Annotated in this window: 17 protein-coding genes; 8 read left to right on the forward strand and 9 right to left on the reverse strand. The window is 46.7% G+C overall.

The window, feature by feature from the left end:
- Positions 1-4: 4 nt before the first annotated feature.
- Both KI742_RS06360 and KI742_RS06365 read right to left on the reverse strand, forming a co-directional pair.
- On the reverse strand, positions 5-1,837 hold the full coding sequence (locus KI742_RS06360; protein WP_285385337.1) for an IucA/IucC family protein: 1,833 nt from the start codon (positions 1,835-1,837) through the stop codon (positions 5-7).
- Entirely contained in the window at positions 1,834-3,045 is a 1,212-nt protein-coding gene (locus KI742_RS06365) for an acetyl-CoA carboxylase biotin carboxylase subunit family protein (protein ID WP_205391323.1), read from the reverse strand. Before KI742_RS06365 ends, KI742_RS06360 begins: the two co-directional genes overlap by 4 nt.
- 250 nt (positions 3,046-3,295) lie before the next feature.
- Here KI742_RS06365 and KI742_RS06370 point away from each other — a divergent pair, with 250 nt between their 5' ends.
- The 6 genes from KI742_RS06370 to fecE all read left to right on the forward strand — a co-directional run bounded on the left by KI742_RS06370 (position 3,296) and on the right by fecE (position 11,385).
- On the forward strand, positions 3,296-5,332 hold the full coding sequence (locus KI742_RS06370; RefSeq protein WP_005383467.1) for a TonB-dependent siderophore receptor: 2,037 nt from the start codon (positions 3,296-3,298) through the stop codon (positions 5,330-5,332).
- A 120-nt stretch (positions 5,333-5,452) separates the two neighbouring features.
- Positions 5,453-7,591, forward strand: coding sequence for a TonB-dependent siderophore vibrioferrin receptor PvuA (gene pvuA / locus KI742_RS06375; protein ID WP_025768677.1), 2,139 nt, complete (start codon positions 5,453-5,455; stop codon positions 7,589-7,591).
- Between the two features lie 101 nt (positions 7,592-7,692).
- Positions 7,693-8,616 (forward strand): Fe(3+) dicitrate ABC transporter substrate-binding protein FecB, encoded by a 924-nt coding sequence (locus KI742_RS06380; protein ID WP_169628466.1) that lies wholly within the window; start codon positions 7,693-7,695, stop codon positions 8,614-8,616.
- A 74-nt stretch (positions 8,617-8,690) separates the two neighbouring features.
- Positions 8,691-9,650: a FecCD family ABC transporter permease gene (locus tag KI742_RS06385; protein WP_373417454.1), complete on the forward strand. Its 960-nt coding sequence runs from the start codon at positions 8,691-8,693 to the stop codon at positions 9,648-9,650.
- Positions 9,647-10,618 carry an iron ABC transporter permease gene (locus tag KI742_RS06390; RefSeq protein ID WP_047102431.1) on the forward strand — a complete coding sequence of 324 codons (972 nt, stop codon included), beginning with the start codon at positions 9,647-9,649 and terminating at the stop codon, positions 10,616-10,618. The genes KI742_RS06385 and KI742_RS06390 overlap by 4 nt, the downstream gene beginning before the upstream one ends.
- A 2-nt stretch (positions 10,619-10,620) precedes the next feature.
- Positions 10,621-11,385 carry a Fe(3+) dicitrate ABC transporter ATP-binding protein FecE gene (gene fecE, locus KI742_RS06395; RefSeq protein ID WP_262628621.1) on the forward strand — a complete coding sequence of 255 codons (765 nt, stop codon included), beginning with the start codon at positions 10,621-10,623 and terminating at the stop codon, positions 11,383-11,385.
- Positions 11,386-11,503: 118 nt separating this feature from the next.
- On the opposite strand, the gene KI742_RS06400 is transcribed toward fecE, so the two are convergent.
- A complete protein-coding gene (locus KI742_RS06400; protein WP_285385330.1) occupies positions 11,504-13,390 on the reverse strand; it encodes a methyl-accepting chemotaxis protein in 1,887 nt (628 codons plus the stop codon).
- Positions 13,391-13,753: 363 nt separating this feature from the next.
- Here KI742_RS06400 and KI742_RS06405 point away from each other — a divergent pair, with 363 nt between their 5' ends.
- On the forward strand, positions 13,754-16,504 hold the full coding sequence (locus KI742_RS06405; protein WP_285385328.1) for a pitrilysin family protein: 2,751 nt from the start codon (positions 13,754-13,756) through the stop codon (positions 16,502-16,504).
- Positions 16,505-16,590: 86 nt separating this feature from the next.
- Here the strand turns inward: KI742_RS06405 and KI742_RS06410 are convergent, their stop codons facing one another.
- Together KI742_RS06410 and KI742_RS06415 are read right to left on the reverse strand one after the other, a co-directional pair.
- Positions 16,591-17,043: a polymer-forming cytoskeletal protein gene (locus tag KI742_RS06410; RefSeq protein WP_080276973.1), complete on the reverse strand. Its 453-nt coding sequence runs from the start codon at positions 17,041-17,043 to the stop codon at positions 16,591-16,593.
- Complete coding sequence (locus KI742_RS06415) at positions 16,947-17,900, reverse strand: M23 family metallopeptidase (protein ID WP_005374721.1); 954 nt, start codon at positions 17,898-17,900, stop codon at positions 16,947-16,949. Before KI742_RS06415 ends, KI742_RS06410 begins: the two co-directional genes overlap by 97 nt.
- 427 nt (positions 17,901-18,327) lie before the next feature.
- On the opposite strand from KI742_RS06415, the gene KI742_RS06420 reads away from it, so the two are divergent.
- A complete protein-coding gene (locus tag KI742_RS06420) occupies positions 18,328-20,082 on the forward strand; it encodes a hypothetical protein (protein ID WP_174844535.1) in 1,755 nt (584 codons plus the stop codon).
- 80 nt (positions 20,083-20,162) lie between these two features.
- Here KI742_RS06420 and KI742_RS06425 read toward each other — a convergent pair whose 3' ends face one another.
- The 4 genes from KI742_RS06425 to KI742_RS06440 all read right to left on the reverse strand — a co-directional run bounded on the left by KI742_RS06425 (position 20,163) and on the right by KI742_RS06440 (position 23,865).
- The gene (locus KI742_RS06425) at positions 20,163-20,807 is read right to left on the reverse strand and encodes an START domain-containing protein (RefSeq protein ID WP_213866681.1); all 645 of its coding nucleotides are present in this window, start codon (positions 20,805-20,807) and stop codon (positions 20,163-20,165) included.
- 77 nt (positions 20,808-20,884) lie between these two features.
- On the reverse strand, positions 20,885-22,069 hold the full coding sequence (locus KI742_RS06430; protein WP_213973071.1) for a multidrug effflux MFS transporter: 1,185 nt from the start codon (positions 22,067-22,069) through the stop codon (positions 20,885-20,887).
- Positions 22,066-22,710, reverse strand: a complete 645-nt coding sequence (locus KI742_RS06435) for a recombinase family protein (protein ID WP_262627939.1) — start codon at positions 22,708-22,710, stop codon at positions 22,066-22,068. Before KI742_RS06435 ends, KI742_RS06430 begins: the two co-directional genes overlap by 4 nt.
- Before the next feature lie 147 nt (positions 22,711-22,857).
- The gene (locus KI742_RS06440) at positions 22,858-23,865 is read right to left on the reverse strand and encodes a LacI family DNA-binding transcriptional regulator (RefSeq protein ID WP_285385326.1); all 1,008 of its coding nucleotides are present in this window, start codon (positions 23,863-23,865) and stop codon (positions 22,858-22,860) included.
- Positions 23,866-23,985 lie beyond the last annotated feature (120 nt).

Genomic DNA, 23,985 nt, shown 5'->3' on the forward strand with positions numbered 1-23,985 from the left:
TCGTTTAACGTACGCTTTTTTTGATGGCTTCTAAGTAGGCGCGTTGCGCTTCTTCGCTAGAAAGCAGCAAGAAGTTCGGAGCCGACAAACCATAGAACTTATTGATGTCACTCGCGCCGGAGGCTTCTTTCGAGAGCAAACTGCCAGAGCTCAACAAGTATTTGGCGTGCAAATCAGGTGCTTCTTGCAGTAACTCGCGTGCCAGTTTTGTCTCTAACCCTTCGCCTTCCAATCGGTTGAGTTGCTCTGCAATGCTTTTGGCCACGATGGCATAAAGCGATGCTGAAGAGGCAATGCCCTTCGCTGCCATGGCTTCTACAATCGCTGCGATATCCAATTGTAATGTGATGGTGGTAAACATCTGACCGAGCGCCAATTCATTGTCGACTTTGATGCGTTGATCGAGCAGTTCATCGCAATCCACTGGAAGTAGTTTTGCGCCGTGTTTTTGGGCTGCATGCTCTGTTGCAAAGTGGAAGCGCTCTGGCCAAATCCGCGCCGCGTCGTTGTCTTTCATCGCGAGCGTCATTTTGCCCTGTTGATCAAATGCAATGATGGCGTTTTGCTGGTTGGACTCCAATGCGATGCCATAACGAAGCCACAAGGTGAGGTGCACTTGGCATAATAGGTCGACGTAATCTTGGAACCACGCCAGCGTATCTTGTTGATAGTAATGTTCTGCCAAATGTTCTAAGAACAAGCGGTCGTCAGGCATTGGGCTTGCTAGTGCTGCAACCGGAACTAACGCTTTGTCTTCGCAATGAGTAAGTGGGTACTCACGTACGATGTACGCGAAGGTTTTATCCTCGCCGACGTGTCCACCGTGTTTTTCGTTGCAATGGAACAAGCGACTGTTTAAATCGGCGTCCGTTTGTTCAAGGTGGCTGAGTAGGCGTTCAAACCAGTGGCCGTCATACAGTGTTGAAGGCTTGATTAAGCGAATATTTTTCGTGCCTAGCGATCGCATGATCAGCGGAACCTTGATGTGAATGTGCGGTGCCTCGTTGACGACCACAGTACGAACGGAAAGCGTTGGCGTCACGTCTAGATACGTTAAAGGCGCTTCTATCACACCTTCGGGTAAGGCTTCTAAAGATCGCAGGGTGAGCGGATGTGCAGGGAACAGAACGTGGCTCAGTGCAAAATCAGCAGGAAGCCCAACTTGCTCCATGGTCGGCCAGCAATCAGGTTGTTCGCTGGTTAATGTCACCAGTGATTTTTCAATCGCAATCCAATGCAGAGCAAAGCTTGGTGCAAACTCGGGCGCGTACTTAGCAAGGTCTTCATCGCTCAGACCAAACTTCGCCCGCGCAGTTGGATAGTACGGATGGTCAAGGTAAGAAGCGATCTGGTCGGCTAGCAGCAGTTTTTGATGCCAAGAACCAAGCTCGGATATTGGTTGAGAAATGTGGTCTGCGTGATGATGAAACGCTTGGTCACACAGCGCTTTGTGTTTCTCTGCACATTCCAGTTCTTGAAGGTATCCCGCCAGCAACTCGTGAGAGCTCTCATGCGCCAGTGTCGTTAGTAGCGCAATCCACTCTTTGTAATGCTGTTGATGCTCGACTTGGCCATTTTTCTCCACCCACCAACCTGGTGGTGTTTCGTCATTGGCGTGACCGTAGCGCCAGTGCTGCATGTAATACGTTGGCGCAACAGGTAAATACAACGTGAAATCAGAGTTGGCAAATATCAGCCAGACTTGCTCGTCTTGAGGAACAATTACCCCTTTTGGCGCGTCTCTACTGAACTTGGCCTTCGACAAAATGCCAAACATGTCTTCGCGTAAGCAAGTGTGGATCAATCGTTGCGTTAGATACAAAGCGTTGTCATTCATGCTGCCACCTCACGAGTCGGAGCGAGATCGAAATTGCTAAGCGCGTTCTGCAGCGCTTGGTCGAGGTTTCGCCCTGATGGTGAGACAATCGAAATTCGGGCGAGATAATCCTTATTGGAATAACTCTGTTGGAAGTGTTCTCCAGCGGTTTTTAGTACCTGTTGCTGGGTGATGATATCGTCATCGTGTTGGATGAACGACGTCGAACCTCCGTCGATCACACCGCTGTGTTCCGCAACTACGTAGTGCACGTGCGCTGACCCATGAATTTGGTAATCGCCGTCCAATCTTCGACCCAAATGCAGACCCAAAATTGTGCTAAACCAACCAAAGTGAGCGAGATTGTTGAGCAAGAATTCGCGGCCATCTCCAATACTGCGGTAGTTGATTTCCACCAGAATCGGGCCATTTTCCGTAATGATAAATTCGCTGTGGCAAACTCCAAAACCAACGCCGAACGCTTTCAGTTGAGCCAAGCAAGCTTCTCGGTGAGCAATGCCGTTTGGTCCGTTCCAGTCTGCGGCGGTTTCGATGAAGTAAGGCGGCTCAGAGAGCGACACATCAAAACCGCCCACGGCGATAAGTTGGTTACCGTCTCCTAAAGTTTCGAGCGTAACCAACGGTCCTTGAAGAAACTGCTCCACCAGAATGGCGGCGTTTGGGTGCTTTTGCCAAAACGCCTCGCAGTAAGCATCGAGCTCGCTTTGGGAGTCACAGCGCTGTACATCTAAACTTGCCACGCCTTCTTTGGGTTTTGCTACGACAGGGAAGGCCATGCCTAATGCCACATTCGAATGGCGATGCAGCAAACAGCTTTGTGTGTTGGGTAAGGATTTTTCATTTAACACTTGTCGAGTTAAGTGTTTGTTTTTGGCCTTTAACGTGACAGACCAATCTTTGGATGGGAGGCCAAAAAATTGCGCGCAGATGGCGGTGGAAGTTTGTAAGTGATCACTATTGCTAAAAATAGCGTCTGGCTTTAATTCATGCTCCGTGATGGTTTCGATGAGTTCTAATGGGTTGAAGACATCACATTCTAGAATGGTATCCGGATTAAAGTGACTATCACGACTCGCCAGCTCTAAATGGCTTAGCTTGTGGTCGGTGATAAGAACGACGTGAAGGTCCATCGCTTTAGCTGCAGGCACAAACCCGTGAGTGACTGCATCGTTAACGACATGACTTACGATAATCATCGTAGATTTCATGAGCTTTCCTAATTTTCTAACATTTTCTTCTAACGTTGATAAAGTCGCTCACGGTCGTCTTCCAATGTGCCTCTCTCGAGACGGAGGGCAGAAGTTTTAGTGTTTATTGTTATGATGTTTGATTTTTTTTGTTGTTAGTTGTGTTTTTAGGGTAAATAAATATAGAGCATAAAATTAATATTGCAAATAGAAATAATATTTGTTCTTATTTCCATCCGTTGGCTTTATAACAACTAAACGGAATTATGGAATGAATAAATTATTGACCCTGACCCCCTTGGCGGTCGCGATTGGTTCTTCATTAGTAGCACCAAGCGCAGTGGCTTCAGAAGAGACGAACTCAACCCCATCAGCAACTGAAACGATTCAAGTCTTCGGTCATCAGTACGAAGGTTATGCTGAACACATGCCTCAATCAGGCACCAAAACCGATGTGGAATGGCTTGATGTGCCACAAGCGGTATCCGTAGTAACGAAAACAGAAATGCAAGACCGAGGCGCGGTGCGCTTAGTGGATGCGCTAGATGGGGTAGCCGGGGTCAATAACACCTTGGGCGAAGGCAGCCGCGATCAGTTCATGATACGTGGTTTTGATTCACTCAACGATATGTACCGTGATGGCTTGCGAGATGACGGTACGTTGCAGTCTTACCGCAGCTTAGCGAACGTTGAACGCGTTGAAATTGTGAAAGGCCCTGCGGGTGCTTTGTATGGCCGTGGTTCGGCTGGGGGCATCATCAACTTGGTGACGAAACGCGCTAACGGTGAGAATTTTACTCACGTAAACGGTAGTGTAGGCAGCAACAACCAGTATGTTGGTCAGGTCGACAGCTCAATGGCGTTTACAGATAAGGTCAACGGGCGTATTAACTTGGAATACCGTCAAGCCGACTCGTACGTTGATCATGTTGATTCAAACGATTTCTTCATTGCACCGACCATTCGTGTGTTACCAGCGGAAGGTCACACCATTGATATTGACGTGGAATACGCCCATCAAGAACTAGTGCCGTATCGTGGTGTGCCATCAAAAAATGGCAAGCCAGTTGATTTGCCAGTAAGCACTTACTTTGGCGGCACAAACGACTATCAGGAGTCAGACAGTCTCCGTATTGCGGTGGATTACGAATGGCGTCTGAATGATCAATGGGTATGGAATAACCGAGCGGCGTTCAACCATATCGAACTTGAGCAAAAAGGCACGCGTCAGGGCAAAGTGACGGGTAATGAAGTGTCTCAAACCGTTAACAACTTTGGTTACGATCCACGTACTACGACCACTTTACAATCTGAGTTGGTTTGGGAAACCAGGGACAATCAATTGATGGTGGGTGCAGATTTCAACCAGATCGATATCGACCTAACGTTGGCAAGTGACAAAACGCTTCCTCCGCAAAATATCTACGACCCAGTCGTTGGTCCAACGCCTGATCCGGGCTTTAAGCCATTTCGTGACAATACCACCACCACGACAGGTTTGTATGTGCAAGACGTCTATACGTGGGGTGACCTTTCTTTGATCGGTAACGTGCGTTACGACTCGATGGAGCTAGAACAACAAAAAGCGGGCTCAGATAAGGAAAAATTGGATGATGACAAAGTCAGCTACCGTGCTGGTTTGGTATACCGCATCAATTCCGACACATCCGTATACGCCAGTTTAGCGCGCTCTTGGCAGTTACCGTACGCTGGTATCTACATCAATCCAAAATTGGCGGAATTCTTCCACACCGACTTAAAAGAGGTGGGTGCGAAAGCGTACCTTTTGGATAACGCATTAATGTTGAATGCGGCACTGTTCCAGATTGATCAAGAGCAACCACAAACTAACGTGGACGGCGATGTGATCGATAAAATTGAAGTGCGTCACCAAGGCATTGAATTAGAGGCTCGCGGCCAAATCACCAAACAGTGGGACATCTCTGTGGGTTACAGCTACTTAGATGCGGAAGACAAAGCCACAGGCAAAAAGCCTAACGATGTATCAGACCACTTGTTCTCTCTTTGGAGCACTTACCAATTGGATGACAACTGGCGTTTAGGCGGTGGTGTGAAGTACGTGGGCGACCGTTACGCAGGTAACGACGAAGCCGTCGCACTTGGCGATTACACAACGGTGGATTTGATGGCGGCGTACACCACTGGTCGTCATAAAATCCAAGCGAACGCTTACAACATTTTGGATGAGAAATACATTCTTGGCGCAACAAACGGCACGTCTGGCTTAAACCAGATTGGCTACGGCGCACCAGCCGAGTTTATGCTCAGCTACGGATATCAGTTCTAGGCTTTTTGTGCGTAGTTAGCGCCTGTTAGCCAATTTTTACCTCATATTGAGGATGTTTAGCCCCGAGAGCTTACGGGATGTATTCTGCCCGAGGCTCAATTTCTCGCAAAGGAGATCTTAATGTCTTACCAGAATTTGGATGGTAAAGTGCGTGTACGTGCTGGTTTGTCTACCACTTACAGTGTGCTTGCGATTGCAATCGCTTCTGCCACATCCATGAGCGCGGTTGCCGCTCCTGCTAAAACAGAACAAACTACCGCGATGGAAACTGTCGTTGTCACTGGTAGCGTGATTGGTAAATCTGAAATTGAAGACGTCAAAGAGTACCCTGGTGCTCGTACCGTCATTACCCGTGATCAAATTGAGAAAACCGCCGCAGGTTCGATTGATAACGCGCTGCAGCGCGTGCCGGGTATTAAAGTTCAGGATGAAAGCGGAACGGGCGTATTGCCTAACATTTCCGTACGTGGTTTGAAAGCAAGCCGTAGTGGTCATGCTCAGTTTTTGATGGATGGTGTACCGCTAACACTTGCGCCATATGGTCACACTGGTCAGTCTATCTTCCCAGCAACACTGTCGATGCTTGATCGTATTGACATTGTACGCGGTGGTGCCGCAGTACAGTACGGCCCAAACAACGTCGGTGGTGTGATCAACTTAGTGACCAAACCGATTCCACACACGTGGCAAACTGAAATCAGTAACCGCCTTACCGTGTTTGATGGCGGTGATGCGCCGCTGAATGATTTTTACCTGCGCACGGGCGGCTGGTTAAGCGACACATTTGCACTACAGTTGGAAGGTAACTTCCTAAAAGGTGAAAGCTTCCGTGAACATTCCGATACGGACGTGAAGAACTTCCAAGCCAAAGCACAGTGGCTACTGAGTGACACTCAAGAGATTCAAGCATTCCTGCAACGTTACGATGCTGAAACGCAAATGCCGGGCGCACTTTCGCCACAAGACTACGAACAAGATCGTCACCAATCGAAACGTCCTTACGATGATTATGAAGGTAAGTCGACGCGCTGGAGTGTTAAGTACATCCACGATTTGCCATTTGCCGACAGTGCCGAGCTAGAAGTGCTAACGTTTGGCCATAAGTCAGAGCGTCTTTTCAAGTGGGGCTTTAACAGCGCGGGTGGCCATTGGGCGGATCCGGCTCTGCCAGCGACGGACGTTCGTACCTCTCCACGTGAATTTACCGTGTATGGTATAGAGCCAAAAATGGCGATGTACTTTGGCGAAGGTAAATCCGTTACTCAAAACTGGATCGTGGGTACCCGTTATGTTAATGAAGACATTGACTACAAACTCACTCAGACTCCAATCGCCGGTGGTGCAACCAGCGTTCCGCGTGATTGGCATCTAGATACGGACGCGTTTGCTGGATACGTTAGCAACGAAATTGGTTTGTTCAATGATACATTGAAGGTAACGCCTGGGTTGCGTGTTGAGTCGGTTCGAATGACGTTTACCGATCGTGGTAAAAAACAAACGGCAGACAACACCGTGACGGAATGGTTGCCAGGTTTGACGGTGGCATACAACTTAACTGACCAGTGGGTGACGTATGCGAACGCGCAAAAATCACTTCGTGCGCCACAAATTGCCTACATCCGAGGTTTGGGTGAAGAAGGTAGCGAACTGGCTTGGAACTACGAAGTCGGCGCGCGTTACACCCAAGATGCGACCAGCTTTAACGCTGCACTTTATCGCATCGACTTTGAGGATCAATTGCAATGGCAAAGCTCAACGCAGACCTTCGATAACATCGGAAAAACACTTCACCAAGGCATAGAGCTTTCTGCTCGTTACGTGCCTGAAGCACTACCTGCACTGAGTTTAGGCGCAAGCTACAACTATCTAGACGCTACGCTTGAAGAAGAAGGCGCGAATAAAGGTAATCAACTGCCTTACACCTCTAAGCATCAGCTTGGTTGGGATGCAACCTACGCATTTTACGGCATGGACACCACGCTATCGGGTTTCTACTTCAGTGACTCGTATACCGATAACGCCAACACCAGTGCCGAAGATGCAACAGGCGCAACGGGTAAAGTACCATCTTACATGGTGTGGAATTTCAATTTGGGGACGGATTTATACAAAGACGACAAAGGCAAGTTACGCATGAATGTTGCGGTGAACAACTTGTTTGACGAGGAGTATTACTTCCGCGGGATTGATACAAGCCCAGTTGGTCGGTACCCAGCTCCGGGACGCTCTTACACACTGGATCTGAACTATCAGTTTTAAGCGTTTCGTTCACCGAGTTTGAAAAGAAAAGTCGCCAATTTACCTTGGCGACTTTGCCGATCTTAGGTAATGGAAAACTCTTAGCACTGGAAAAAAGCAAGATGAAAAATAAAAAACAATTTACGATCAAACACTTTTCAACCGTTTTGCTGATGCTACTGAGCTCAGCTTTGATGTCATTTAGCGCATTTTCTCAGGCGCGCAGCGTGCAAGATGAGCAAGGCACGTTTGAGCTAGAAGCGATACCTCAACGTATTGTGGTTTTAGAGTTTTCGTTTGTCGATGCATTAGCGGCAGTCGATGTCTCACCGGTAGGCGTCGCCGATGACAACGATGCCACACGAGTTATCCCTGCTGTTCGCGCTAAGATTGAACCTTGGCGATCGGTCGGCATGCGTTCACAACCGAGTTTAGAGGCGATTGCGGTGCTCAAGCCTGACTTGATCATTGCTGATGCAGAACGCCATCGCGCTATTTATCAGGATTTGCAGCGAATTGCGCCAACTTTGCTGTTAAAAAGCCGTGGTGAGACATATCAAGAAAATCTCGAATCCGCACACAAAATCGGCGTGGCAATTGGCAAACAAGCGAAAATGACACAACGAATTGAGCAGCACAAACAGACAATGGCGGAGTTCAAACAGCATTTTGCAACACAAGAAACCATTCAGTTTGGTGTGGTTTCTGACAAAGGGATGTGGCTGCATAGCCCGGTTTCTTACGCTGGGGGCGTTTTGAGTACGCTGGGCATCCAAAGCCCGCTGGCTCCATCTGAGCAAAAAGCGTATATCCCAACCAGTTTCGAACTTTTACTAAAAACCAACCCTGATTGGTTGTTAGTTGGACTTTACTCTCAACCAAATATTGTGGATGAGTGGCGCAAAAACCCATTATTTAAGCTGCTAACAGCTGCGAAAAAACAGCAACTTGTTGAGGTCTCTCCTGAACTGTGGTCGTTAAATCGCGGCATGTTGGCTGCGGAAGAAATTGCCCGCAATCTTGAAGCGTTATTGGAGCGCTCATGAGTGCGGCGATAAGCTCGGAAAGCGCGTCTTCGGTTAGCAAATCGCATTGGAAAGCGAGCTTGTTTGTCTGTGCTATGGCGTTGTGTACGCTCTCAGCCTATGCAGCCTCAATGATTGGCTGGTCCAACTTTTCTTTGAGCGTTAATGATCTGACAAGCTATTGGTTTGCGTTTGATGAGGGTAATATGCTGCATCAAATCCTCGAGACGCTGCGTGCGCCTCGTACCTATGCTGGGTTACTAATTGGCGCTTCGCTTGCGGTATCTGGAGTGCTGATGCAAGGATTAACTCGTAACCCTTTGGCGTCGCCATCCATTCTCGGCATTAATGCTGGTGCGGCTTGTTTTATGGCCTTGGCGTCTATCGGCGTACCATTCTTTAGTCAATTGAACCCAATCATCAACGCAGTACTCGGCGCGCTACTAAGTGGTGGTGCGGTCATGTTGTTGGGCGGTTTTTTCTCCGCGCGTTCTCACCCATTGCGTTTAGTGCTAGCGGGCATTGCCATCAGTGCACTGCTGATAGGGTTAACTCGTGCGTCGGTAATTTTGGCGGATGACATGGCTTACAGCGTGTTGCATTGGTTAACGGGTTCACTCTCCGCGGTAGATTCTGAGCAGTGGCAGCAACTGTGGCCTTTTGCGACTTTAGGTTTGGTGCTCGCCATGGGCTTAGCGCGAAACTTAAATTTACTCGCGTTGGGGGACGAAGTTGCTGTTGGGCTAGGTGGTAACATTCGTCTTACGCGATTTATCAGTGGTTTAGCGGTTGTGCTGTTGGCAGGAACTAGCGTAGCGATTGCTGGGCCAATTGGCTTTGTCGGGTTGTTAGTGCCGCACTTGGTACGCCCGATTGTTGGTCACAACTATCACATTCTCATTCCGGTTTCCGCCTTGTGTGGCGCGGCATTGGTGACGTGGTCAGATGCTTTATCACGAGCGATTGCTTTTCCGGCTGAAACGCCAGTGGGCGTGATTACCGCGCTGTTGGGCACACCTTGCTTTATCGCGATTGCAATGAGGAAATCATCATGATGAATCAAACCAAACTGTTTGCATTAGTTGGATTGTTGCTGATTGCGTCTTCTCTCACGCTGTTTGTTGGCGCGGCGAACATGTCGGCTCAACAGGTTTTTGCATTACTGTTTTCTTTCTCTGACTCAGACTTTGTGATTCACCAATATCGATTACCGAGAATGTTGCTCGCCATTGGCGTGGGCGCTGGGTTGGGGCTGTCAGGCGTTTTAGTTCAAGGCGTCATCCGTAATCCACTTGCCTCACCAGATTTAATGGGGATAAGCGCCGGAGCAGGACTGGCGGCTACCGCTTGTTTGGTGCTGTATCCGAATGCGCCAGTGGCAATGTTGCCGATGGTCGCCATGGCGGGAGGCTTGCTTGCTGCTGGCTTTATTGCTGTGCTGGCTTACTGGTCGAAACCAACACCAGCACGTTTGGCGCTGATTGGTGTTGCTGTCAGCGCATTTTTAGCCAGCGGTATCGATTTTCTTCTGATTGTGCACCCTATTGAAATCAACACGGCGATGGTATGGCTAACCGGCAGTTTGTGGGGACGAAACTGGCAACAAGTGCCGTTTATTTGGAGTGCTTTATTGCTGCTACTACCATTGGCGTTTTGGCTGGCTTGGCGGCTAGATGTTATGGGACTGGGAGAAGAAAGCGCCACTACACTTGGCACGAAACCAAGACAGATCCAAATTATTGCGTTGATTGCTGCCGTGCTATTGGCGAGTATCAGTGTGTCTGTGGCAGGCACGATCAGCTTTGTTGGCCTGCTTGCGCCGCATCTTGCGCGTTTGCTGTTTGGCCACAACCACAAGTTGTTGATTCCAGCCGCTGCAACCCTTGGCGCTTTGTTGGTGATTTGCGCCGATGGTTTAGCGAGAGGCTTACAGCCGCCAATTGAGCTACCAGCGGGAGTGCTGACATCTGTTATTGGCGCACCATATTTCATTTTTCTTTTGTATCGTTATAGAGGTTGGTAAGCATGTTACGAACGCAGAACTTATCCGTCGCGTACGGCAAACAGACCATCATTCCAGATCTCTCTTTGTCGATTCCTCAAGGTAAAATTACCGCACTAGTTGGTCCAAATGGTTGCGGTAAATCGACACTATTAAAAACCTTGGTACGCATCAATAAACCCGCTTCTGGCCAAGTGTTGTATGACGACAAACCACTAAGCAGCTACGGTGATAAACGCTTGGCGCGTTCGTTGTCTTTGCTGCCGCAGATTCTTGTCAGTCCTGAAGGTATTACCGTCAGAAAACTGGTCGAATATGGCCGCTCGCCTTATCTCTCTCATTGGGGCCGGTTAAGTCAACAAGACAAGACCTTGGTCGAGCAAGCAATGCAAGATACTGGCGTGATTGAGTTTGCTGACAAGTCAGTTGAATCTCTGTCTGGCGGTCAAAGGCAAAGGGCGTGGATTGCGATGGTAATGGCGCAAGATACCGACGTAGTGATGCTTGATGAGCCAACCACTTACTTGGATCTCTCTCACCAAGTTGAGCTGATGAAACTCATGAGGCAGATGAACGACAAAGGCAAAACAGTGGTCGTAGTGCTGCACGATCTAAACCAAGCGTGCCGTTACTGCGATCATTTGGTGGTGTTGGAAAAAGGTCAGTTAGTCACGCAGGGAACACCGCAAGAGGTACTGACAGAAGGTATGTTGGCATCGGTGTTTGATTTACAAGCGAGAGTATTTAACGACCCAATCTCAGGCACGCCGATGTGTGTGGCGGTGTAGGTTTACGTCTTTCGAAAGCTATCTGCAATAAAAACGTCGATCCATAAAAACAAACCCCGCTAGTAACAAAGTTGCTAGCGGGGGGGTATTGTTTTTAAGAGCGTCCTTAATGTGGCGTTTAAGCCAGTTTAAACGTCGCCACTTTCGAGTTGAGATCCTCAGCTTGCGATTTCAGCTCAGCAGATTGATTCATCGATTCTTCGGCACCAACTACCAAGTGATCGGTCACATCTTTAATGGACGTGACGTTTTGCGTGATTTCATTGGTTACGTGCGTTTGCTCTTCGGCGGCGGTCGCGATTTGCGTTGCCATATCGCTGATCAGCGCAACGGCCGCGTTGATTTCATCCAGAGCCAGTGCTGCGTGATCTGCATCTTCCACCGAACCTTGCGCGAGCTGAGAGCTTGTATCCATGATGGTCACAGCGCGTTGTGTGGTTTGCTGCAAAGTCTCGATCGTCGAGCGAATCTCTTCGGTTGAGGTGTGTGTGCGTTGTGATAGCACGCGAACCTCGTCTGCAACAACGGCAAAACCGCGACCTTGTTCACCTGCACGCGCCGCTTCAATCGCCGCATTCAGAGCCAGTAAGTTGGTTTGTTCTGCGATGTCTCGAATCGTTGATAGTACGGTTGAGATGTCTTGCGCGTGCTGGTTGAGCTCGCCGATGACAACGCTCGCTTGGTTGACTTCAGAAGACAAATTGTTGATGGATGACTTGGAGTTGATCACTAACTCATGACCATTTTGTGTGCTTGCTGAAGAGTCTTGAGCGGCTTTAGCCGTCTGCTCTGCATGTGCTGCAATCTCTTGCGTTGCCGATGCCATTTCAGTCACAGCGGTCGCCACCATAGTGATTTCTTGTTGCTGATGGTTCAGATCGGAAACCGATTGATTCGCGCGAGTCGTGCTCAGCTCCGATTGTTGGCTCAGTTCTTCCGCTTGGTGACGAATGTGACCAATAAGTTGCTGCAAACTTTCAACGAACTGGTTGAAGTTTTCAGCCAGCTCACCAACTTCGTCACGGTTTTCTACTTTGATGCGTTGAGTTAGGTCGCCGCTACCGTTTGCGATTTGTGCAAGCGCATTCGAAACGTTGTAGAGCGGACGGAACAAGATGTTACATAGCAGATTAAACAAAGCTACACAGATAACGACGACGATGGTGGTTGCGATGATCTGATCCCAAACAGCATCGTAGAGTGGGGCAACCAACGAGTTTTGATCTAACACCGTCACTGTTGTGAGCTGGGTACCCTCTATGTGGCGCGCGTAAATCACATATTCGGTGCCGTTAATAGAGACGCGACGCTCTGTACCTGAACGTGCGGCAGACGTAATGTCGTTGTTGTTGAGGCCTAGCTTGCTAACCGGTTGATTCAGCAGTTTACCGTTGTTATGAGTGAAAATATTGCCCTGTTCATTGGCAATAAACATATAACCTGCACCCGGTAGGATCACTTGGTTCAGACTGTTCAGGATATCACCGATCTCTACGTCAGCACCCAGAACGACGGTTTGACCATGCAATTGCAGGGCTTTACCGAGCGACACCACATTCGCACCAGTTGCAGCAGCAACGGTCGGGTTATCCATAAAGACTTTCGATGGATTGGCAATGGCGTTGGTGTACCAGCCCCACTTGCGAGGATCGTTATTACCTGGTGGCAAAACCACCCCATTAGCGTTGTCTTGTGACCCGTCCGGGTAAGCGAGGAAAACGTTATCGAACGCGCCAGAGTCTCGGACTTGTTTCAAATGCGTAACCAGAGAACGTTTCTCTGAATCAGAAGAGAGTGAAGTTAGTGCGCGCTCTTTAGAGAGTAGCCAGTCCTTTACGTATTGATTGTAAGATGCGCTAGTGCTTTCTAGTCGCTGTGCGACTTCGACATCGAGCCTATTTAATGAATCTCGAAAAGACAGCCCCTCTACCAGCACTCCCCCTAGAATGATGGCGGCACTGGCAGAGATTGCCAGTTTGTTTTTTAATGATAGATTTTTGAACATAAAGCGAATAATAGATCTTTGAATAATAGTTGTTGTGTTTTTATTCTCATCAGTGCTCTCTGCGCTGTTGAATATGCAGCAGAAAGTTAGATTCGAATCTGTTCAATAATTATATTTTATTGCTCAAAATAAATACTGACTCCATGTCGCGAATTTGAGTTTTACATCAAATAAGCAAAAGGATTTGAACGATATTATTTATGTATTTGTAAAGTAAGGATTTGTCGATTTTTGTAAATGAGAATTGATTTCAATAAAAGGTGATCTTTATCACATTTGCGCGTCTGATAATCCATTAAAAATGTGAAGGTTATAGCACCGGATATATATTGATTAGCTTAATCATTGTTATGGGCAATCGTTATGCGCAGTATATTGTTAGTCCCCGCGTTATTAGTGTCAGGGTGTGCTCTGATACAACAGTCGACGCCGATTCAACCTGACGCCAACTGGCACGTGGACCAGTTATCGAACGGTATGAAATACCATCTTTATCCAACAGAAGACCAAGAAGTCTCGGTCCGTTTGGTGATGAATATCGGCTCATTCCAAGAAACATCTTCTCAAAAGGGTTACGCTCACTTTGTTGAGCATATGGCGTTTAATGGTAGTGAGCATTTTACCGGTAACGACGTTGTTAAACTTTTCGAGCAATCTGGTGGTAGCTTTGGCGCTGATATCAACGCTTTTACCAGTTATCAGCAAACGTCTTACCAACTTGACCTTGCGAATAATACGAAGCTAGAAGATGCCCTGAAGTGGATGAGAGATATCGGTAACGGACTTGAGTTTGCTCCTGAGCAAGTAGAGAAAGAAAAAGGGGTGATTCTCGGGGAATGGCGACGTGCTAATCCGGATGATAAGTCCTTTTCTATGCATGCTTACCAAGCCTCGATTGAAGGCACTATGTATGGTGAGCATGACCCAATAGGTACTCGCGAAGCGATTCAAAATGCTTCCTCGAGTAAGTTAAAGGCGTTTTACGACAAATGGTACCAGCCACAAAATGCCGAGTTGATTGTGACTGGTAATATCGACGTAGATTCACTGTCCAAGATTATCAAAAGCAAGTTCTCGAACTGGGAAAGTACCTCGGATACGCTAATAGAGAAGCGCCGTGATATTCGAGTGAACAACGAAAACAGAATCTTGCCAAGTAACACGATGGAATCACCAAGTCTTCATTTAGTGATTGAGCGTGGTCTAAGTGGCGGCACGACGATTGAGCAACAACATGAAGTGTGGCGTGATGAAGTAGCAACACAACTCATTCAACAGCGTTTGATCCGTGTACTCAGTGATGCCGCTGAACCTTTTCAATACGCTTATGCAGAGCCCTATTACTCTAACTATCAGCGTATGACGTCGGCAGGGATTTCGTTTGCACCAGATCGCCGCGAACAAATGCACCAGACTTTTATTCGTACCTTGGCGTCGTTGAGAGATTATGGTGCGACTCAATCCGAGTTAGATAGCGTTATGTCAAATTGGCAAGGTGAACTTGCAAATATTGATTCAGATTGGAGTCAGCGCAAGCCAAACAGTTACGCAGAAGCACGTGTTTTTCAAATTGGACAAGACAGTGTCAGCCAATCAAAAGAGAATTATGCCCAGAGTTTGGCAGAATTCATCAACAACGAGAATTTAGAGAGCATTAACACACAATTGACGGCTTTGTTATCTCAGCAGCCAAGCTTTTTTATTGGTTTGGGGAAAAGCGAAACGTCAGAACAGTTCAATGGTGTATTTGCCGCTCTAAACAGTGCCTATCTTCAAACTGGCGAAAAACCGTTAGAGATGTATGACAAAGTGGATGGATTCTTAAAGCCTACCCAGGAAGGCAGCATCACGAGCATGCGTCAGGAAGCGGGTGGTTTTCAAGTCTATACGCTATCAAACGGTGTCGAAGTGTGGTTCCAAAAAGATACTAAAGCGGGTGGTCGAGCGTATATTTACTATGCGAGCCAAGGTGGTAAAGCCGCTGTTGATCCGACGTTGTATGCCGCTTATGAAATCGCAGCAACAACGGCAATACGCAGTGGGTTAGGGGCATTTTCTGGTTCAGAGCTAGATAGCTACTTACGCAAAAACAACATTGCGCTTGGCGCGATGCTTGATGCGACCAGTCACGGAGCACAAATTACGGCGCCAAATACGCACCTAACTGATGCTTTGAATGGACTATACAACCTAGCGACGGAGATTAAAGTCGACGAGCGCCAGATGGCAGCAGCGAAGCAAGAGTTTAAACAGCAGAGCGGCGCTTTTTTTGAATCACCGATGGGAAAACTGATTCAAAAAGCAAACGGCAATTCTTATTTGCCGGGTAGTCGTCATCGTATAGTGTCCAGTGATGATGTTGAACAAGTGACTTCTGAGCAGATACTAGCGGTGCATGAGCAACTTTTCAAAACCAATGATGGTTTTAAGATGGTTATTGTTGCAAACGTAGAGCCGGAAGAAATTACACCACTTTTGCGTAAGTATGTGGCCTCTATCGAAATGAAACCTAGTCGTTCGATTGATTATCGCGTTGCGTTTAACCCGGAAGTGCCGGAGCGAACTGTGGTTGCGGATGGGCATGAACCTTCATCGTTGTATGTAATGCGTTTGACTAATACGAGCGATTACCAACGTACGGCAAGAGACACGGTTATCGAAGATATTTTGCAACGTATTAGTAATGCGCGTGTTTTGGATATTGTGCGAGAAGAGTCTAGCCTTGATTACAGCCCGAGCATTTACACCATGACACAAGATCGCGAACCCATCTCTGATTGGCTCTTGGAGTCTCAAGTCGAGCCCGAAGACGTGGCTCTTTTAGAGAGTAAACTGGGCAAAGTGTTTGATGATTTAGCGTCAAATATTACCCAAGAAGAAGTGGATACGGCCGCGAAACAACTGGCAGTCGCGATGCAAGGATTGGATGATAACCCAGCACAGAGATCATGGGCATATACTCGTTATTTGGTGCATGATTACGGCGTCGATGTGTTACTTGACGTTGAGAAAGTGGCTAAAAGTGTGACGTTAGATGAAGTGAAAGCGCATGCAAAATCAGCTTTTGGTCCACAAGCAAAACGCTCGGTGATGGTTTTAAATCCGGCCGAATAATCACGTAGTTTCTGACGAAAATCGTGGCAATAGTAATAAAAAGACGGCGTGAAAGCCGTCTTTTTTAAGCACTTTAATCAAAGCTTTTATGCTGATTTACGCGAAAGTCGCTTTTCATTGTTGGTGTTGTTTTCTTTTGTGATCGCACTGTCTTGAGCCTTACCCTTTAACGTTACCACTTCCTTTTCAGGTAATTCGGCTGCTTCACCAAAGAATTTGCCACCAGGTTCAATGCTGAGGTTATTGCTCCAGATCCTACCGCTTACGCGTCCCTTGGCAAGCACTTGAATGTGTTCTGCGTGACAGTTTCCGTCCATCATGCCGTTAATGATCAGCTGTTTAGCGTAAATTTCACCGTTTACTCGCCCGCTTTCTGCGACAACGAGAGTGCCTTCCACGTTAATTTGACCATCGACGATGCCATCAATCTGGACATCGTTTTCTACTTTGAGTTCTCCGCTAAGAGAACAGCCTTTGGCGATGAGAGTTGAAGCTGCTGAGCTACTCGTTGTTCCACTGTTTTGATTAAAGATTCCCATCGTATTCTTCGCTCCTTAGTAAAAATGTCTTCGAAATCATTAAGGCTCCAATCGACAAATGGTTTCGGATTCAGTGCTCGCCCAACAAATCGCACCTCGTAATGCAGGTGAGGGCCAGAAGAGAGCCCACTGTTGCCGGAAATTGCAATCAGCTGCCCTTTTTTGACGAACTGACCACTTTTTACTTTGAACGCTTTCAAGTGCGAATAAGAACTCGAAAAACCGAAAGAATGTTGTAGCCTGAGGAAGTTACCAGAGCCTTTATTACTGCGGCGGGTAACTTCCACTACCCCATCGGCAGGGGCATAAATTTTGGTACCGATATTTACGGCAAAATCGAGCCCACGATGCATTTTGGCAACTTTTGTCACCGGATGGATACGCTTACCGAATCCGGAAGATAGCCGTACGTTGCCGACTGGAGAGCCACTTGGTATTTGGTTTAATAACACCATGCGAACGTTTGAGGTTATCGCCGCTGCATCGAGCCTAGCATCCAAGTTATTTGTCGAGGTATGTTCTCCAACCCCAAGCACTTTCTCTAATTCACCCAAACGTTCCGAAACAAGTTGTACCCGTTCTTCCCGTTCTGAAAGGTCATTTTCTAGCTCTGATTTAAGTGTTTTCAGTGTGCTGAGCTCTTCACCCATGGTGCGTGAATGCTCTGTCAATTCAGCTTGTTTTAACGCTGCATTATCAACGCGAGTGTACAAGTGATGAATTAAGATTACGGTCGCGGCCAGAGCAACAACAAAAAAAACGAAAAACGTTTTTATGTTGCGTTGCATCCTTTTACTGAAGTACCAATGTCTTGAGCCATTGATAGTTGATATAGAGATCGTCAACTGGTCTTTCATCGTCTTCTATTGCTCGTATTTGGTATACGTCTCGTCACTGAGTTAGTAGGAATGTAAGGAAAACGAGTAGGGACTGCCAGAGGCAAATTGGAAAGAAGTGTCAGGTCGTGAGGCGTTTTCAGATATTAGATAAAAGACTCAATAAAGATTTAATATTCTGCTGATTTTGGTCGTAATTACTCCAAATCGCTTCATTTAACTGAATATTATGATTTTTAAGGCGGTTATCCGAGAAATTGGATTGTGAATATTGCCAATAGCATCCGCACGCAATTCAACTTACTTCACGGTTTGCCTTATAAATGTTGGATAATTTATCAAACCGACATTCATTACATCGATAACTTGTTTATGATAGCGGTTGATATAAAGCACTATTCATTGGCTTTAAACCTAAGCGTTACATTTCGTTTAGGAACACATAACTATGACAACGGAGTTGGTCGTGAAAAAACTACTATTGGCTACAGCAGTGGTCGCAGCAGCAGGGGGCGCTGGCTACCTGTACCAAAACAATACTACCGCGAGTGATGCAGGCTCACTGTTAACGCAAGTTCCTGCAGATTCACTTATGGTGACGTATCAGACAGAACCTTTTAACCATTATAAATACATGAACGCATTCGGTACGGCGAATCAAGGCTCGATTGCAGAACTTTTTGCCGATGAACCACTGTCTCCACAACAGCAGTTTGCAGTTAACTTATTCGATGGGTACCTAGAGAGTGCTGCGTCGCCAGAAACATTAAAAGCTTATTTGGGCACCGGGGAAAACATTAATCCTGTGTTGTACACAATTGGTATGGTACCGGTGTACAAAGTGGATATTGAAGACCCTGCCGCGTTATGGAAAACACTGGATCATGAAGAGCAGATGAGCGGCGCTAAGCATGAGTTGGTTAAGCTTGGTGACGTCGAGTATCGTCGTTACGAGATGACTGATTCAATTGACCCGCAGGACGGTATTGGCTTGGTTGTAGCCGTGGTTGATAACGTGCTTACGTTAACGGTTGATGTTCCGCAACTGGGCGTTCAAAACCCGATTAAAATGGCATTAGGGCTTGAAGCACCAAGTCAAAATATTGCTGAGAGTGGACGTCTTGAGGCGTTACAAGCCAAATACGGTGAAAACAACAACTCTTTTGGTTACTTTGATCATCGCGAAGTGATTAAAGGTTTGACGACGAAAGATGGCAATATGTTTGCTCGTCAAATCAGCACGTTGGATGCAATAGATCCTGAACCAACTATTGAGGAAATGCGTTCACCAGCCTGCCATACTGAGCTCACTCAAGTTGCAGAAAACTGGCCTCAGTCCGTCGCGTTTGCAGAATACAAGATGAAAGGCGATCAGGCGTTCATTAAAGGTTCTTTTGTTGTTGAGTCCAACAATAAAGTGATTCTAGATGCGCTCAAGTCGATTCGTGGTGTATTGGCAGAGTCTAAAAGTGATAAGAGTTTCTTTAGTATGGCGCTTGGTTTAGACATTAATACGCTAGCGCCATCGATTGGTCAGATTTGGGCTGACTTGACCCAGCCTCAATATCAATGCTCTTTATTGACACAAATGCAGCAAGAGATGGGCGGCCAGAATCCAGCAGCCGCTGTAAGCATGGGGTCAGGCATGGTTAACGGCCTCAAAGGCTTAAGCCTACAAATGTTTGATATCAAAGTAGATACTAATGCTCAGCATGGTGAAGTATTTAGCCAGCTAGATGGTATGTTGTCTCTTTCTGCCAATGATCCAATGATGCTTATTCAAACTGCGCAAATGTTCGTTCCTGAACTTGCTCAATTGCAAATTCAACCGGATAACCAACCTGTTAATGTCAGTGACCTATTAGAAATGCATACTGGCATGAAGGTGGACGTGTTTGCTCGTCTAAACGAAAACCATTTCACTCTTTACAGTGGTGATAGTGCTGCGGAAGCAAGCAAAGAAGTGATGGCGCAATCACTTTCTCCAAATGGCTTGTTCAGCTTTGATTTTGATTCAGAGCGTATTTTGGAAGTGCTAGAGAGTGCGTCGTCAATCACTGGGGAGCCGGTTCCGGATGATGTTGTCAAAAGCTTACAAGGCGAGCTTGTTGGTGGTATGACGATGGACGTGACAGACCAAGGTATTGGTTTTGAGTTTGATTACCGTGGTGCAACTAAACCTGTAACGGTTGCACAACAGTAACACATTGAGTAGAAAAAGGCGGCATATGCCGCCTTTTGTTATTATGTACCGTATTAAAAAGCGAGTGGGAAGAGCGACGCTTACTCATCTATTTGAGGATGAGAGTATTGCTGATATTCAGGTAACTCTTTTCTTAAATTACTAAATGTCGCCCATGCACTTTCTTTTGAGAGTTTGTTGATCAGCCAGTTTGGCAATAGACCTCCGGGGTCAGCAAACGCCTTGTATTCCACGAGTGTTGTATCGTTTGTGAGTTTTTGTAACTCCCAAGTCGCATCAACCGAGCGAATTCGAACATAACCATTTTGTTCAGCAAGATATGAGTCAGGTGCGCTTTTGATTTCTATGGTGAATCCCAGCTCATCGACCCAGTACTTTGAGTAGGTGACCATATCCCGATTTTTGGCAGGCCATGGTGCTTTAAACTGGGTGTAAACGATGTTCTCGGTGGCCGATATCTGATTTAAAACCCGGCTATGACTGGCATTGTCAATCCAGTTCGGGATATTGTCACTGTCTTCCAGTAGCGTTAAAAATGCACCATAGCTGGTGGGTGTGAACATCCGGGCACGGATCTCAACTAAACCGTCACTATGTTCTCGGGAGTAAATTGTGATTCCATTCTTGTCACGCTCGAACTGCCAGTTCTCGTTGGCGCTCGCGTCAGTACCAGCGGATATCAATGTGGCGAGTGTTAAGGCGCCAATTCTTATATGCAACATCATGTTAGTATCCGCCAACTTTTCCTAAATTTAAGTTTATACGATTTGTTGTAGCTATAAGGACAATAGTATGTTTTTTGTTATTGTTCTGAAGGTTGCTCAGCACTGAAGCCACGTTGAATGTTGGTGAAGGTAAGCGATGCAAATATTACGATAACGATCGCTAGATGCCATGCTTGACTCAATCCAAGCTGCACCAGAGTTAAGCTGACCAATGAGGAGACGACCATTTGTCCACCACCAGACATTGCCGCTGCGGCACCTGCTTGCTTTTTATAAGGTTGCATTACCATCGCTTGTGCACAAGGTAGGGCAATACCATTACCCAAGATCATTAATAGCTGTCCTAGCATCAGAAATAGAGGCTCAACAGGGCAGAAAAATAACCATATTGCGGCAGCGAGGTGAAGAAATGGGGTGCAAAGCAGCATTTTTTTATTGCCAATAATTGGCCTTACTCGGTTACAAATCGTGGTACCACATAACATACCCAAAGCGGGAATGAGCGCCCACATCGCGTATTGAGCGGAGGTCATGCCAATTTGATCTTGCATGATAAATGGCATCACAGAGACTGTCGTAATCATTAAGCTGAAGTTTAACCAACTGATACTGGCGAAACTCATAAAGTAACGAGACGTAAGTAAGCTCTTGTATTGGAGCAACATGTTTCGGGGTGACGGAATGACAGAACGTTTTGCGATGGTTTCTGTGAACTTAAAGGCGATGATTACCCAGGCCAGCGAGACATAGCCCAACAGAGAAATAAACACCATACTCCAACCGAAGTGGAAGTTGATAAAGCCGCCAATCACAGGTGCAATAAGTGGCGTGATTGAAGCCGCCATGGCGATGTAAGACATTGCCACTGGGAGTTCATCCCCGCTAAATCTATCTCGAGTCGACGCCCTCGCGAGTACCGCGCAGCATCCTGTACCTAACCCTTGTAAAAAGCGCCCCATCACCATCCCTGTAAATGTGTCGCTGAAGAAAATAATCATCAGCAGACCAGACATCGCAATGAGTAAACCGGTAAGTAATACTCTTTTTCGTCCTAAAGCATCTGACACTGGCCCGTAGATAAATTGAGAGGGGCCAAAGCCGAGCAAATAAATACTCACAAGTAGTTGAGCTTGGTCGAGGGAGATGGAAAAGTCTTTTGCTATCCATGGCAAAGAGGGCATGACTAACCCCATGCTCAACTGGCCAACGCTAATAATAAGACAGGCGAGTAGTATAGTATGAAAGTTGATTGGGCGACTCATGACTGGTCTCCATTCAAACAACCTTTTTGGCGTCGTGATCTTAAGCCGCCTTCGTCATCCACTTCATTTAGCTTTGCTTTGACCCGCTTCACAGTCGATAGACTGACTTCGCATTGCTCTGCTACGTTTTGCAATGTGTAGCCTTCTAGCAGTAACGTTGCGATCTGTTGGTGTTTGGTTTTGTTTGCGGGGCGGCCGCGAAACTTCTGTTTCCATAATTCTGGCTGCTCTTTAATGGCCTGTCGCCCTTGCTCTGCGGCAAACAGGCGATGTTCAGTCTGCACTTTCCCATATCCAGATAACACTGTGAGTAGTGTTTGAGTTTGAACAGAACCTGGCTCAAAAGTTATTGATTCACATACGGTTTTCAATGTTACCCCTTTATCGAGTAGCATTTTTATTGTGTTCAATGCTTGACTAAAGTCGCGACCAAATGCGGTCAGCCACCAGAGCACAATCGTATCCCCAGTTCTGACGGAATCGAGCAGGTGTAAGAATGCCTCTCTCTCGGTTGGAGGCATGCAACCACGAACCTTATCCTCAAAATGCTGAGCTTCGGGCGCAAAAGCTTTTAGAGTATTAAGGTGCTCTTGGTAAGCTCGATTTTTTGGCGAATAACGAGTGTAAAGATACGTGGTCATAAGGATTATGAGCCTCTTTTCTTTTGGTTCATATAGTGTAATAGCTCATAAATATACATGGGTTCATTAATACTGACAACACTAAATGAGCCGTTTGGGAGTCAGAGGCACATAAAAAAGCCAACCGAATGGCTGGCTATAGCTATGTTAAGCTTTTGTTGTCTGTCGCTCGATTAACTTCACTGGCACCATCATTTTTACTAGGCTTCCGTTTTTCGTATTAATTTGATCAACAATGATCTTCACGCATTCGCGAGCGAGGCGACGGAAATCCTGGCGGAATGTGGTTAATTGATAGCTCAACCATTCTGTCTGAGGAATATTATCAAAGCCAATGACTTGTAAGTCCTGAGGAATGCTCAACCCGTATTCTATACGGGCGATATCCATGACCGCCATAGCAAGGTTATCGGTTGCACAGAACACCGCTTCAGGCCGATTTTTGTCTGCCAGTATGGCACGGACTTTATCAAGTGAGCTCGCGTAGTCATAGCTGGCTTCAATGATGCGTGGCGTCTTGCCGGTTAGGTCTTCAAATTCAGAGCAGAAGCCGCTTTGACGTTCGTCATTCGTAAAGGTTGGTACTTCTCCCGTCAAATAAACCGCGTTCTTCACGCCACTTTTGTGCAGAAGTTGCGCGGCTTGTTGGCCTGCTTCGTAGTTGTCACTGATAACGTAGCTACTCCTAGTACCTTCAACAACTCGTGCGTATTGAACAATTGGGATATTAAACTCTTCACATTCTTCATAAAGGGACTTATTGAAGGTTGCGGAAGCGGCAATGACACCATCGACGCGATACTGGAAGATATTTGGGATTGAGTGGACCTCTTCTTCATCCACTTGCCATGGAATCAATACGGCAGAATAACCTTTTTTCTGTAACTCACTGGAAATTAATTGCAGTGTTTTCATATGGATAGGGTAATCCGCATCAGGAAACACCAAACCTATCAATTTCGATTCGTTTGTGGTCAGGCTACGTGCAAAGGCGTTAGGGCGGTAGTTAAGGGCTTTAGCCGCTTCAAAGACTTTTTGCTTGGTCTTTTCGGATACTGAGCTACCCGGAACAAACACGCGCGATACAGTAGATTGAGAGACGCCTGCCATCTTTGCCACATCTTTTGATGTGACTACGTGTTTAATTGATTTCATGAATAAAACTTAGTTGCCAGTAATTGAGGTCATAAGACTAGCATAAATAGGTACGTATTCATAAATGTTCTGACGGGGTATCCTAAGTAGAATAATGGCTTTGGAGTGTTAAAAAGCAAA

This window comes from Vibrio sp. D417a, from assembly GCF_030248595.1.
Classification (GTDB): Bacteria; Pseudomonadota; Gammaproteobacteria; order Enterobacterales; family Vibrionaceae; genus Vibrio; species Vibrio alginolyticus.